The following is a 12,856-nucleotide window of genomic DNA, read 5'->3' on the forward strand; positions in this document are numbered from 1 at the left end:
AGAAGAGCCACCCGGAGTTTCACCGGGTCCGTGGTGAGTGCGCCCGTTATAGACCGCATTTTTGCCGCGATGCAATATCACCGGGCCATTTCGTGACCGCAGGCGTTCAGGGGCCGGACGCGGACAAATCCGTTTCCCTTTTGTACTCTTTGCCTCTTCCATTTCTCGCTGACTCTCTCCATATTCCGGCCATGGCCAAATCTCCGAAAAACTCCCCCGCCCCCGATGGTTTCGAGGAAGCTCCCCAATCCGCGTTCGAAGGCGCGCCCCTAGAGGGTTCCGTCGCCGATTGGGTGAAGCAGCTGGAGGCCGATGCCGAGGCATCGGGCGTCGAGACGCAGCGGCAGATCGCGTCCAAGGCCGGCAAGCACCGCAAGAAGGTGGAGATCGCCGCGTCCAAATCCGCGCGTGGCACCTCGATGGGCGGCTCGACCGACCCGAAGACGCGTGCGGCCGCCGGCCTCAACCCGGTCTCCGGCCTCGACGTCTCGCTTGAAGACGCCGCCGCACTGAAGGCCGGCACGGCGGTCACCGCCACGGTGGAGGCGCTTTCGGCGCTGATCGAGAGCGGCAATCCGCTTTTCAAGGACGGCAAGATGTGGACGCCGCATCGCCCGGCCCGGCCGCCGAAATCCGAAGGCGGCATCGAGATCCGCATGAACTCGGAATACTCACCGTCCGGTGACCAGCCGACGGCAATCAAGGATCTCGTCGAGGGCCTCGACAATGGCGACCGCAGCCAGGTGCTGCTCGGCGTCACCGGCTCCGGCAAGACCTTCACCATGGCCAAGGTGATCGAGGCCACCCAGCGCCCGGCCGTCATCCTGGCGCCGAACAAGACGCTGGCGGCCCAGCTCTACAGCGAATTCAAGAACTTCTTCCCCGACAACGCGGTGGAATATTTCGTCTCCTATTACGACTACTACCAGCCGGAAGCCTATGTGCCGCGCTCCGATACCTTCATCGAGAAGGAAAGTTCGATCAACGAGCAGATCGACCGCATGCGCCACTCCGCCACCCGATCGCTGCTCGAGCGCGACGATTGCATCATCGTTGCCTCCGTCTCCTGCATCTACGGTATCGGTTCGGTCGAGACCTACACCGCCATGACCTTCCAGATGGAGGTCGGCGACCGCCTCGACCAACGCCAGCTGCTGGCCGACCTCGTGGCGCAGCAATACAAGCGCCAGGACATCAATTTCGTCCGCGGCTCCTTCCGTGTTCGCGGCGACACGATCGAAATCTTCCCGGCCCACTTGGAAGACGCGGCCTGGCGCATCTCCATGTTCGGCGACGAGATCGACGCCATCACCGAATTCGACCCGCTCACCGGCCAGAAGACCGGCGACCTGAAGAGCGTGAAGATCTACGCCAACAGCCACTATGTCACTCCGCGCCCGACGCTGAACGGCGCCATCAAGGCGATCAAGGAAGAGCTGCGCCTGCGCCTCGCCGAACTCGAAAAGGCCGGCCGCCTGCTCGAAGCCCAACGCCTGGAACAGCGCACCCGCTACGATGTCGAGATGCTTGAGGCCACCGGCTCCTGCGCCGGCATCGAGAACTATTCGCGCTATCTCACCGGCCGCAGCCCCGGCGAGCCGCCGCCGACCCTGTTCGAATATATCCCCGACAACGCCCTGCTCTTCATCGACGAAAGCCACGTCACCATTCCGCAGATCGGCGGCATGTACCGGGGCGACTTCAGGCGCAAGGCGACGCTCGCCGAATACGGCTTCCGCCTGCCGTCCTGCATGGACAACCGGCCGCTGCGCTTCGAGGAATGGGACGCGATGCGCCCCGACACGGTCGCCGTCTCCGCCACCCCCGGCGGCTGGGAACTCGACCAGTCCGGCGGCGTCTTCGCCGAGCAGGTGATCCGCCCGACCGGCCTGATCGACCCGCCGGTCGAAGTCCGCTCCGCCCGCAGCCAGGTCGACGACGTGCTCGGCGAGATCCGCGAAACCGCCGCCAAGGGTTACCGCACGCTCTGCACCGTGCTCACCAAGCGCATGGCCGAGGACCTCACCGAATATCTGCATGAACAGGGCGTGCGCGTCCGCTACATGCACTCGGACATCGACACGCTGGAGCGTATCGAGATCATCCGCGATCTTCGTCTGGGTGCTTTCGACGTGCTGGTCGGCATCAACCTTCTGCGCGAAGGCCTCGACATTCCCGAATGCGGCTTCGTCGCCATTCTCGACGCCGACAAGGAAGGCTTTCTGCGCTCCGAGACCTCGCTGGTCCAGACCATCGGCCGCGCGGCGCGTAACGTCGACGGCAAGGTCATCCTCTATGCCGACACCGTCACCGGCTCGATGCAGCGCGCCATGGACGAGACCGCCCGCCGCCGCGAAAAGCAGGTGGCTTACAACACCGAACACGGCATCACGCCGGAATCGGTGAAGGCGAAGATCTCCGATATCCTCGACTCGGTCTACGAACGCGACCACGTCCGCGCCGACATCTCCGGTGTGTCAGGCAAGGGCTTCGCCGACGGCGGCAACCTCGTGGGCGGCAACCTGCAGACCCACCTCAACGCGCTGGAAAAACAGATGCGCGACGCCGCCGCCGACCTCGACTTCGAAAAGGCCGCGCGCCTGCGCGACGAAATCAAACGCCTCAAGGCCGCCGAACTCGCCGTCATGGACGACCCGATGGCGCGCGAGGGTCCAAGGCCATGGAAGGCATCAAGCGGAACGCCAAGGCGACCCGCGAGTCCCTTCTACCCAGCGGGGGTCGGAGGACGGGACGAGACAACCGGCTCGTCCCGGGGTGCCCGGCAGGGCGGATGAGGGGGCCACGCCCTCGACCTCCCTCTTCCAGAAACCCACCCTCGACGACATGGGCCCAGGCACCGACACCGCCATCCCCTCGCGCACCTTCCGCCGCAACGACCTCGACGAAATGACCGTCGGCCGCACCGAAAAGCCCGTGTCAGGCAAGCTCCCGGAAAAGCCCGACGCCGCCAAGAGCACCAAGCGCTTCTCCCCCCTGCTCGAAGGCCAACCCGACCGCGACGACCCGCGCCCCCTGGTGCGCGGCAAGACCGGCGTCGGCAGCTACGAGGATGCGGGTGATGTGAAGCGGCAGAAGCGGACGAAGGGCAAGACGGGGCGGCCGGGGCGGTAGAGGCGCCATCAGAGTTGCGCACCTATAACATCGTCGCGAACTTACTATGTGCTTAAAGCGCTCGAACTACCAGAAACAGCATTTCGTTGCTTCCTGAAAAACAGATCGATCGACAGCGCCTAAAGTAAAATTTCTAAAAATACCACTTCAAATCAAACAAGATCCGGATAAAAATCCCAGAATCAGTATTTTATACTTTTAGTTTATTCACTGCTGACTTTTTGAGAAACGAGATTAGAAATAATACTTGAATCTTCATTCTCAATATACGCCGCACTCCTGTCCTCAATCATCGGCGCTGGAGAACTATAGTACCAATCCCGTCTCCGACCATTTCCAAGTTTACGTGAGCGCTTTTCAAATATGTCACGGTAACGTCTCGGCGATATACCAACAAATGGACGAAAGAGAACTTTCTTGTCTGCCAGTTCATCGTCAAAAGTGATCGCATCGGAATTCAACTCAACCGCATAGCTTTTTGGATACGGCTCAAGATATACAAGCGACTTAATACCAGACGAAACAATATGTTTTGCACACATGTGACATGGAAATGTCGTGCAAAACATCGTCGCTTTTTTAACGGATACCCCTAGCCTAGCGGCATCCGTGATCGCAGACATTTCCGCATGAATCATACGCCCGAACTCAATGATGTCCATTATCTGGGACTCACGAATATCTTCGGCGTCCATAATTTCCCGCAACTGCTCTATAGCGTTGGTCTTCGACGAAAGTTCCTTCGACAAAAATCCCGCCCGACTCATACGATCGACCAAGTCATACAAAATTTGTAGTTTACGCGACTGGTTTGCGTCTCGACCTTTCTCGAAGTCACGTTGCGCTCCCTCACCATCCTCCGCCCAATATGTTCCCCCAAAGGCTTTGGGAACCTCGTTGCAGCCCATCGATAAAATTTCACCAGCGTCAGTGAATATGGACGCCCCGACCTGCCGTGATAAATCAATAGAACGCAACGACGCCGCAGCGGCCGTATACATTCCATATTCCATCTTCGTCGGAGAGTGACCGTTATATCCGAAAAACGCCTCAAAAAAACGCTTGAGTGTTTCGTCAATGTTTTGCTTATTCATTCCATAAACAAAGACATCACCGAGATGAAAGATGTTTGATATCTTTTGACCAAAGCTACCAATTCCTTCATCAAAATCTTTTTTTATGAGGTCAATTGCTTCCTTTTCGCATTCGTCCTTGTCACGTGTCGCTTCGTTGAAATCCTTTATTTTACTCGATATATCGGCACGCCTCTCTCTTTCAGAAGCTGAGACCGAAATCTGTATAAATTTGCGCCCGTAAGTCTGACGCATTAGTTCGATTTCTTGCGGCCTTTTGAATTGGCGAATGATATATGCGTGGCCCAACGCAGGTTTTTCAACGCTGCCCGTAATGAGGCTTCTTTCTGCGCGAATTCGAGCGACTGCAAGAGCTGCCAACGCCGCAGAGCTATCTGCGATCTCGCAGACTTTGTCTGCGTAAGCAATCAACGAATGATATTTGGAACTATAGGTACTGTTATCAACTTTCAGACCAGTCTCGATAGCCATCATTAGATCGGTTATTCGAAGCGGGACGGATTCATACTCCAAATGCTTCAGCTCGCGAACGATAACGTTTTGCACATAGTCTAAATCAACGCCAATAGGGCCTACCAGCCCAATTACGAGCTCAGGCTTTGCACCCACATCCATGGAAGTCTCCGATGCAAAATATGTTGATAATTCGTGAACTCAACTGAAAATAAATCGTTATGGGGATAGCTGTCTGAGCGCTACAATTTAGTGAGTCCATAGCAACCTTTGATGGAGGCGACATTGTCAAAAAATTGCAATGGTGTAAAGGATGCCAATGACTTCGTAGCAGCGGGTAAAACTTGGCTTGAGGAACAAATACACGTTGCGGCACGCAATTTAAGTAATCGGCCAAGTGAACGACGAGGCCCATTTGAAATAAGTGACGAGTTAATAGAAGACTTGACGGAGCAATTCTCGTTGAAGTCGCAATGATATTGCGGTTGATTGCTACACCGTGAAATCGCTGAAGATATTTAAGGAAGACAGCCGCAAGGTCTGCCTTCCTTATTTATTTGCGGCTTTATTCTATCCAATTCTAATGTTGGTGTCGCTATTCGGTTACAGCAGCGGCCCAGCTTGTAATTACGGTGGACTTCCAACACTCTCGACGTGACACAAGAGGTGGTTGTACTCATCTAAAACAGCCAACATATTTTATTTTCCCCACCCTCCCCCACCCATGCCATCATCCTCTCATCCCACCACGGATACACCGGCAGGCGTGCCGGCGAGGTGGGGTCGGCGCCGGGTGTTTGAGGAGGACGCAAGCTCTCTCATCCGGGGTTCGCAGAAAATGGTCTCCCTCCGGTGACGGCGGGTCCTGTCGCAAGACGGGCCCGAGTTGAGCCCGGACGTGCCTGTGAGGCACACATGGTTCCGCCGCGAAGTTGGGCGGAAAGGCAGAGAGACCGGAGTTGCGTTCATAAACCGCCGAACGGGGTGCTGGAAGGCACCATATTTTTTACTCTATCGAGGTGATTTCCAGCGCCCCGTCCGAGTGAAGCCTGAACCAGCAAGCCACGGGTGAAACCAGCCGCGTGACGGCATCGCCGCGCGCCGGAGCCGAAGAGGACCGCAATGCCGCAGCACCCTCATGATAATCCCGGCAAGGACCTTAAGGACCGCCTCGGTCTCGAGTTGATCGTTGCGCTGGCGGCGAGGACATCGGAGATGCTGTCCATGCCGGTCTTAACCTGCCCGATCAACCGCTGCCGCCGCGCTCGCGCCTGCCAGCGCATCGCCGTCAAGGGAAGCAAGCTCGCCTGCGTCCATACGCTGCCCTCGGAATACACACCCTGCTTCACCGACTATCTCGGCTGGGCCGGGATGGTCTGCGCCGACGCCCGCGATGGGGAGCACGGCGCGATGTTCCGGCTCCTTGACCTCCTGACGCCGGGCCTGCGCGGCAACACGGTGTCGATCGCCCGTGATTGCCTTGTCGGCGACGCCCCGGCGCTCGCCTGCCTTGATGAGACACTTGCCCTTATCGCCGAGAAAGCGCCACCGTTCCTCGGGCACCCGCAGGAGGAAGCGCAGGCCACACCCTGATGCGATCGCGATCGCCACCGCCCCCGGCGCCCCCGGCGCCACCGCCCTGCCCGCCGACATCGCGTTAAACTTGCGTCAACGCCCGCGTGGCATATCTGACCGCGAGACACGCAGGAGACTTTCATGGCATTCGTCGGCTTCAAGAACACCCATAATCATACGATCTACGTCAACCCCGCCCAGGTGCTCTATGTCTCGACCTATGAGGAAGACGTGACGATCATCGCCTACGCGGTCGCAGACGCCGCCGGCAAGCCCACGGTCTCCTATGTACGCGGAAGCGCCGACATGGTGCAGCAGAAGCTCGGCGCCGGCGCCGCGCGCTGATCCCACTCACCTTTACCGGGAATCCGGCTCGCCTTTACCGGGCAGCCGCCCAGCGCCTGGGCATTCGCATAGATCGGCCATGAAAGCGTGCCGTTGCGAGACGCATTCCAGGAATGGGCCAGCGGTGGCGGCTCGTGGTTACCAATCGTCAAGTGCTTGAATCTTTGGCCATTCCCGCTTTGGAGCGGCTGGTGTCAGAATAATGTCGCTTGCATTTTGCTCCGTTTGCTGGCACCAATTGTGTACTCGGGCATTTGCATGCCGGTGACTGGACTGATGTGGCTGAGCCCTCCCCGCGGGAGGGTGGCGTGGGGGGACCTCACGTGCGTAGACGTTCTTTCCCCGTTCGTGAACTACTCGACTGACCCTTCGCGCGCTGAGTTAAGATGAGGGAGCGCGAAAGTGAAAGCCGTCCATTTCCTTTCGGGGGGATGGATACCAGACAGACTACAGGGAAAAGGACCTATCCCAATGGCCACCAAAGGCGTCGTAAAATTCTTCAACCAGGACAAGGGTTTTGGTTTCATCACTCCTGATGGCGGTGCGAAGGACGTATTCGTTCACATCTCCGCTCTCCAGGCTTCCGGCATCCAGTCGCTCCGCGAAGGCCAGCAGGTTACCTTCGACACCGAGCCGGATCGCATGGGCAAGGGCCCGAAGGCCGTCAACATCTCGGCCAACTGATTTCGGTTTCTGCCTCGGCAGGACTGCGAAACGGCGCTCCGCAAGGGCGCCGTTTTCGTTTTCCGGCTTGCTGGTGCCGGGCGGCTGCATCGGGTTCCCGTGCGATGAGGGCGTGATACCTTAAATCGGCCTCCCCCATTGATCGCAATGGACGAACCCGGCATAGCTGCATTATGTATGACGACAATTTCCGCTAAGGCCCCCGCAATGGTAAACTATATCGAAGCCTCCTCCGCGCCATCCAAGAATACCGGCGCCATCAGGCTCTACGGCGCCGATGCCTTCGCAGGCATGCGCAAGGCGTGCCAGGTCACCGCCCGGTGTCTCGATGCGCTCGCCGATATCGTCAAGCCGGGTGTCACGACCGATGCGATCGATCGTTTCGTCTTCGATTTCGGGCTTGAGAACGGCGCGGTTCCCGCGACGCTCAATTACCGCGGCTACACCAAATCCACCTGCACCTCGATCAACCATGTCGTGTGCCACGGCATTCCGGATGCCAAGCCTCTGCGCGAGGGCGACATCGTCAATATCGACGTCACCTATGTGGTCGATGGCTGGCACGGCGATTCCAGCCGGATGTACACGGTCGGCACGGTCAAGCGCGCCGCCGAGCGGCTGCTCGAGGTAACCTATGAATCGCTGATGCGCGGGATATCGGCCGTGCGCCCCGGTGCGCGCACCGGCGCCATCGGCGAGGCGATACAGACCTATGCGGAAGCCGAGCGCTGCTCGGTGGTGCGCGATTTCTGTGGCCATGGGGTCGGCGCGCTGTTTCACGACAGCCCGAATATCTTGCATTACGGCCGCGCCAGCGAGGGACCGGAACTGCGCGAGGGCATGATCTTCACGATCGAGCCGATGATCAACCTCGGCCGCCCGCATGTGAAGGTGCTGGCCGATGGCTGGACCGCCGTCACCCGCGACCGGTCGCTGTCGGCGCAATACGAGCACACGGTCGGCGTCACCGCCGATGGCTGCGAGATCTTCACGCTGTCGCCCGGCGGACTGGACCGCCCGGGCCTGCCACCCCTCACAAAATGAGCCGCTGATGGCAAAAGGACCGGTTTCCCATTCCGAAGACCTGGAGCTGCCTTTCGCGGCGGATGAGGACGATGGCATGGACGAGCGGTCCTATTTCGCCGAGCAGGCCGGCAAGCCCGCAGCACTCCGGCCCTCGCCTGCCAAGGAAGAGCACTATCACGGCCATCGCGAAAGGCTGCGCCAGCGCTTCCGCGATCATGGCGATACGGCGCTTGCCGATTACGAGATGCTGGAACTGATGCTGTTCCGGCTGATCCCGCGCCGCGATACGAAACCGATCGCCAAGGCGCTGCTCGAGCGCTTCGGATCGCTCGCCGCCGTCTTCGGCGCGCCAATCGCGCTGCTTCAGGAGGTGAAGGGCGTCGGCGAGGCGGTGGCGCTCGATCTGAAGCTGATCTCGGCGATCGCGCATCGGACGCTGAAGAGCGAACTGCGCGGCAAGCAGGTGCTGTCGTCCTGGTCGTCCGTGATCGAATATTGCCACGCCGCCATGGCGCACGAAACGCGCGAGCAGTTCCGGATTCTCTTCCTCGACAAGCGCAACGCGCTGATCGCCGACGAAGTGCAGGGGCACGGCACGGTCGATCATACGCCGGTGTATCCGCGCGAAGTGGTGCGCCGCGCGCTGGAGCTTTCGGCCACCGCGATCATTCTGGTGCACAACCACCCGTCCGGCGACCCGACACCGTCGCGCGCCGATATCGACATGACCAAGATGATCATCGATACCGCCAAGCCGCTTGGGATCACGGTGCACGACCATATCATCGTCGGCAAGGATGGCCATGCCAGCCTCAAGGGGCTGCGGCTGATCTGAAAACGTGGGGCGAATTTTCCTCGCTCCGCCAAAGCCGGCTATTGTGGACGGACCTGCTCTTTCTCATCGTCGGCGAAGGACTTCATCGGCCGATGTATCCCGCCCCAAGTTTGCCTCGCCCATTCCTAATATTCGGCCGTAAATCAATCTGCAACATTGACCGGATACCTGTGAACGCGCCATTTTGCGTCGCAAAATGATTCCAGCTTTCCAATCGGGACCAGGCTCAATGTTTCAATACGATCTCGTTGTTGTGGGGAGCGGCCCGGCCGGTCGCCGCGGTGCTATTCAGGCCGCCAAGCTCGGCAAGAAGGTGCTCGTCATTGAACAGGGCAAGCGCGTCGGCGGCGTCTCCGTGCACACCGGCACCATCCCGTCGAAGACGTTGCGCGAGACGGCGCTCAATCTCTCCGGCTGGCGCGAGCGCGGTTTCTACGGCAAGGCCTACCGGGTCAAGCAGGAGATCAGCGCCGAGGATCTGCGCCGACGCCTGCTGATCACGCTCGACCACGAAGTCGAGGTGCTCGAGCACCAGTTCGCCCGCAACCGCGTGCAGCACCTGCGCGGCAAGGCGAGCTTCGTGGATGCCTCGACGCTTGAAATCGTCAAGGACGACGGCGAAGTGATGCGCGTCTCTGCGGGCAGCATCCTGCTTGCCGTGGGCACCAAGCCGTTCCGGCCCGACTATATCCCCTTCGACAACAAGACGGTTCTCGACAGCGACGAGCTGCTCGATATCGAGGAACTGCCGCGCTCCATGGTCGTCATCGGCGCCGGCGTCATCGGCATCGAATATGCCACGATCTTCAGCGCGCTCGACACCGCCGTCACGCTGATCGATCCGAAGTCGACCATGCTCGACTTCATCGACAAGGAAATCGTCGAGGACTTCACCTACCAGCTTCGCGACCGCAACATGAAGATCATGCTCGGCACCAAGGCGGAAAAGGTCACGAAGCTCGATGACGGCAAGGTCGAGCTCATTCTCGACAATGGTCGCCGACTGGTGACGGACATGGTTCTGTTCGCGGCCGGTCGCATGGGCGCCACCGATGCGCTGAACCTGAAGGCGGCGGGCCTGGAGGCCGACAGCCGTGGCCGGCTGAAGGTCAATCCCGAGACGTTCGAGACATCCGTGCCCGGCATTTACGCGGCGGGTGACGTCGTCGGTTTCCCGAGCCTGGCTTCCACCTCGATGGAACAGGGCCGTATCGCGGCGCGCGTCGCCGTTGGCGCGGTCGCCAAGGAGCCGCCGAAATACTTCCCCTACGGCATCTACGCCGTGCCGGAAATCTCCACCTGCGGCCTGACGGAAGAAGAGATGAAGGAACGCGGCATTCCCTATGAATGCGGCATCGCGCGTTTCCGCGAGACCTCGCGCGGCCATATCATGGGCCTCGATACCGGCCTCCTGAAGCTGATCTTCTCGCTCAAGACGCGCCGCCTTCTCGGCGTCCACATCGTCGGCGAAGGTGCGACCGAGCTGGTGCATATCGGCCAGGCCGTATTGAACCTCAAGGGAACGGTCGAGTATTTCGTCGAGAACACGTTCAACTATCCGACTCTCGCCGAAGCCTACAAGATCGCAGGCCTCGATGCCTGGAACCGGATGGGTGACATCAAGTCGGAGCTCTGAGCTTTTCGCTCGCGGGCCATGCGCTGTCGCCGTGGTCCGCAAGCGCCGCCAGGGACATCGGGCTGGGTTCGCGGGCTCCCCGAAGGCATTGCGGCGCCTGACAAGCTCGTAATAGGCGCAGCTTGTATAATCGGCTGCGTCTGATAGCGTTCACGCCACTTGGGGGGCTCTCTAATCAGCGAGTGACCGTGCGCGAACAATCCGAGACGACTGACCGGAATTTCCAGCTCATCCTCATCAAGCCGTCGCACTATGACGACGACGGCTATGTCATCCGCTGGTGGCGGGCGATGATCCCATCCAACTCGCTTGCGGCGCTCTATGGAATTGCCGCCGATTGCGCCGAGCGCCGGGTGCTCGGGCCGGGTGTCGGCATCGAGATCACCGTCATCGACGAGACCAATACCGGGTGAACACCTCAGCATTGCTGCGGCAGCTGAAAACAAACGACAATTTCGGCATGGTCGCGCTGGTCGGCGTGCAATCGAACCAGTATCCGCGCGCGCTCGATATCGCCCGGCCTTTCCGCGAAGCCGGCATTCCCGTCTCGATGGGCGGCTTTCATGTCTCCGGCTGTCTGTCGATGCTCGACGGCCACGCCGTGGGGCTCGACGAATGCCGCGAGATGGGCATCTCGATGTTCGCGGGCGAAGTCGAGGGGCGGCTCGACAAGGTGCTGCAGGACGCGGCATCGGGAACGCTGGCGCCGCTCTACAATTTCATGAACGACCTGCCGAGCATCGAAGGTGCCGCCGTTCCGTTCCTGCCGAAGACCAATGTCGCGCAGACGCTTGGACTGAGCACCAGCTTCGACGCCGGGCGCGGCTGTCCCTACCAGTGCTCCTTCTGCACCATCATCAACGTGCAGGGCCGCAAGTCGCGCTTCCGTACCGCCGACGATGTCGAGAAGCTGGTGCGGATGAACTGGGCGCAGGGCATCCACAAGTTCTTCATCACCGACGACAACTTTGCCCGCAACAGGGATTGGGAAGCGATATTCGACCGGCTGATCGAGCTGCGTGAAAAGGATGGCATTCCGCTCGGCCTGATGATCCAGGTCGACACGCTCTGCCACAAGATCCCCAACTTCATCGAGAAATCGAAGCGCGCCGGCGTCACCCGCGTGTTCATCGGGCTGGAGAACGTCAACCCCGACAATCTGACGGCGGCCAAGAAAAACCAGAACAAGATCACCGAATATCGCAAGATGCTGCTCGCCTGGAAGGCGCAGGGCATCATGACGTTGGCCGGCTATATCCTCGGCTTTCCGGCCGATACACCAGATACCATCCGCCGCGATATCGCGATCATCCAGCACGAGTTGCCGCTCGACGTGATCGAGTTCTTCGTGCTCACCCCACTGCCCGGCTCTGAAGATCACCAGACGCTGTTCCGCAAGGGCGTGGCGATGGATCCGGATCTCAACATCTACGACGTCGAGCACGTCTGCACCGAACATCCGAAGATGAGCAAGCAGGAGTGGGAGAGCATCTATCAGGAAGCCTGGTCGCTCTACTATTCGCCTGAGCATATGAAGACGCTGCTGCGCCGGGCGGTGGCGACAGGGGTACCGCTGGCGCGGCTGGTCAAGGTGCTGGTGTCGTTCGCGACCACCGTGCCGCTGGAAAACGTGCATCCGCTGCAGAGCGGGCTGTTGCGGTTGAAGCATCCCTCGGAGCGCCGGCCGGATTTGCCGCGCGAGAGCGCCATGGTCTTCTGGCCGCGCTTCGTCGGCGAGACGATCGCCAAGCACCTGAAGCTCGGCGGCACGATCGCGCGGCTGGCGGTCACCGCCTTCATGATTTCACGCGACAAGGGCGCCAGGACCTATATGGACCAGGCATTGACACCGGTTGGTGACCACGAGGACGAGACGCTGGAACTCTTCACCAAGACGGCGGGCGGACAGGCGGCGGTCTCGCATATCAAGAAGGTCAACGAGCTCACGCATGCCCACAGGGCGGGCTGATCGCGGCCCTTCCGACAGCGCAAGCACCCTCACCCGCGCAAAGCTTGCCCCCGAAACACCGCCCAAAATGAAAAACCCCGCACGAGGCGGGGTTCATCAAAATCCAG

At 60.0% G+C, this 12,856-nt stretch carries 7 protein-coding genes, 2 pseudogenes and 1 other annotated feature (1 of these 10 running past the window's edge); of the genes and pseudogenes, 8 read left to right on the forward strand and 1 reads right to left on the reverse strand.

Translation table 11 applies throughout. The features are described 5' to 3' along the window. Positions 1 to 33: a sequence feature (sul1 is cis-regulatory element that is thought to sense ions involved in sulfur or methionine metabolism; They are found in Alphaproteobacteria), on the reverse strand; it reaches 23 nt to the left of the window's first position. Between the two features lie 158 nt (positions 34 to 191). Further along, positions 192 to 3,132, forward strand: a pseudogene (gene uvrB, locus P3R82_RS17180) (excinuclease ABC subunit UvrB). Positions 3,133 to 3,335: 203 nt separating this feature from the next. Here uvrB and P3R82_RS17185 read toward each other — a convergent pair. Beyond that, positions 3,336 to 4,841, reverse strand: a complete 1,506-nt coding sequence (locus tag P3R82_RS17185) for an anti-phage dCTP deaminase (RefSeq protein WP_283194702.1) — start codon at positions 4,839 to 4,841, stop codon at positions 3,336 to 3,338. A 960-nt stretch (positions 4,842 to 5,801) separates the two neighbouring features. Here P3R82_RS17185 and P3R82_RS17190 point away from each other — a divergent pair. From P3R82_RS17190 to P3R82_RS17220, 7 genes and pseudogenes are all read left to right on the forward strand, one after another. Continuing rightward, positions 5,802 to 6,272 (forward strand): hypothetical protein, encoded by a 471-nt coding sequence (locus tag P3R82_RS17190; protein WP_283194703.1) that lies wholly within the window; start codon positions 5,802 to 5,804, stop codon positions 6,270 to 6,272. 123 nt (positions 6,273 to 6,395) lie between these two features. After that, positions 6,396 to 6,599: a hypothetical protein gene (locus P3R82_RS17195; protein WP_183899829.1), complete on the forward strand. Its 204-nt coding sequence runs from the start codon at positions 6,396 to 6,398 to the stop codon at positions 6,597 to 6,599. 471 nt (positions 6,600 to 7,070) lie between these two features. Beyond that, positions 7,071 to 7,283, forward strand: a complete 213-nt coding sequence (locus P3R82_RS17200; protein WP_018900054.1) for a cold-shock protein — start codon at positions 7,071 to 7,073, stop codon at positions 7,281 to 7,283. Between the two features lie 207 nt (positions 7,284 to 7,490). Further along, complete coding sequence (gene map / locus P3R82_RS17205; RefSeq protein WP_283194704.1) at positions 7,491 to 8,327, forward strand: type I methionyl aminopeptidase; 837 nt, start codon at positions 7,491 to 7,493, stop codon at positions 8,325 to 8,327. Positions 8,328 to 8,334: 7 nt separating this feature from the next. Beyond that, positions 8,335 to 9,144: a DNA repair protein RadC gene (gene radC, locus P3R82_RS17210; protein WP_283194705.1), complete on the forward strand. Its 810-nt coding sequence runs from the start codon at positions 8,335 to 8,337 to the stop codon at positions 9,142 to 9,144. A 229-nt stretch (positions 9,145 to 9,373) separates the two neighbouring features. Next, entirely contained in the window at positions 9,374 to 10,780 is a 1,407-nt protein-coding gene (gene sthA / locus P3R82_RS17215; RefSeq protein ID WP_283194706.1) for a Si-specific NAD(P)(+) transhydrogenase, read from the forward strand. Positions 10,781 to 10,968: 188 nt separating this feature from the next. Beyond that, positions 10,969 to 12,749, forward strand: a pseudogene (locus P3R82_RS17220) (radical SAM protein). Positions 12,750 to 12,856: the final 107 nt, after the last annotated feature.

The organism is Rhizobium sp. AN80A (genome assembly GCF_030053015.1).
In the GTDB taxonomy this organism is placed as follows: domain Bacteria; phylum Pseudomonadota; class Alphaproteobacteria; order Rhizobiales; family Rhizobiaceae; genus Rhizobium; species Rhizobium metallidurans.

Excerpts from the sequence above, each read along its gene's own strand:
- P3R82_RS17200 (WP_018900054.1), top strand. The coding sequence starts at position 7,071 with ATGGCCACCAAAGGCGTCGTAAAATTCTTCAACCAGGACAAGGGTTTT.
- P3R82_RS17190 (WP_283194703.1), top strand. The coding sequence starts at position 5,802 with ATGCCGCAGCACCCTCATGATAATCCCGGCAAGGACCTTAAGGACCGC.
- sthA (WP_283194706.1), top strand. The coding sequence starts at position 9,374 with ATGTTTCAATACGATCTCGTTGTTGTGGGGAGCGGCCCGGCCGGTCGC.
- map (WP_283194704.1), top strand. The coding sequence starts at position 7,491 with ATGGTAAACTATATCGAAGCCTCCTCCGCGCCATCCAAGAATACCGGC.
- P3R82_RS17185 (WP_283194702.1), bottom strand. The coding sequence starts at position 4,841 with ATGGATGTGGGTGCAAAGCCTGAGCTCGTAATTGGGCTGGTAGGCCCT.
- radC (WP_283194705.1), top strand. The coding sequence starts at position 8,335 with ATGGCAAAAGGACCGGTTTCCCATTCCGAAGACCTGGAGCTGCCTTTC.
- P3R82_RS17195 (WP_183899829.1), top strand. The coding sequence starts at position 6,396 with ATGGCATTCGTCGGCTTCAAGAACACCCATAATCATACGATCTACGTC.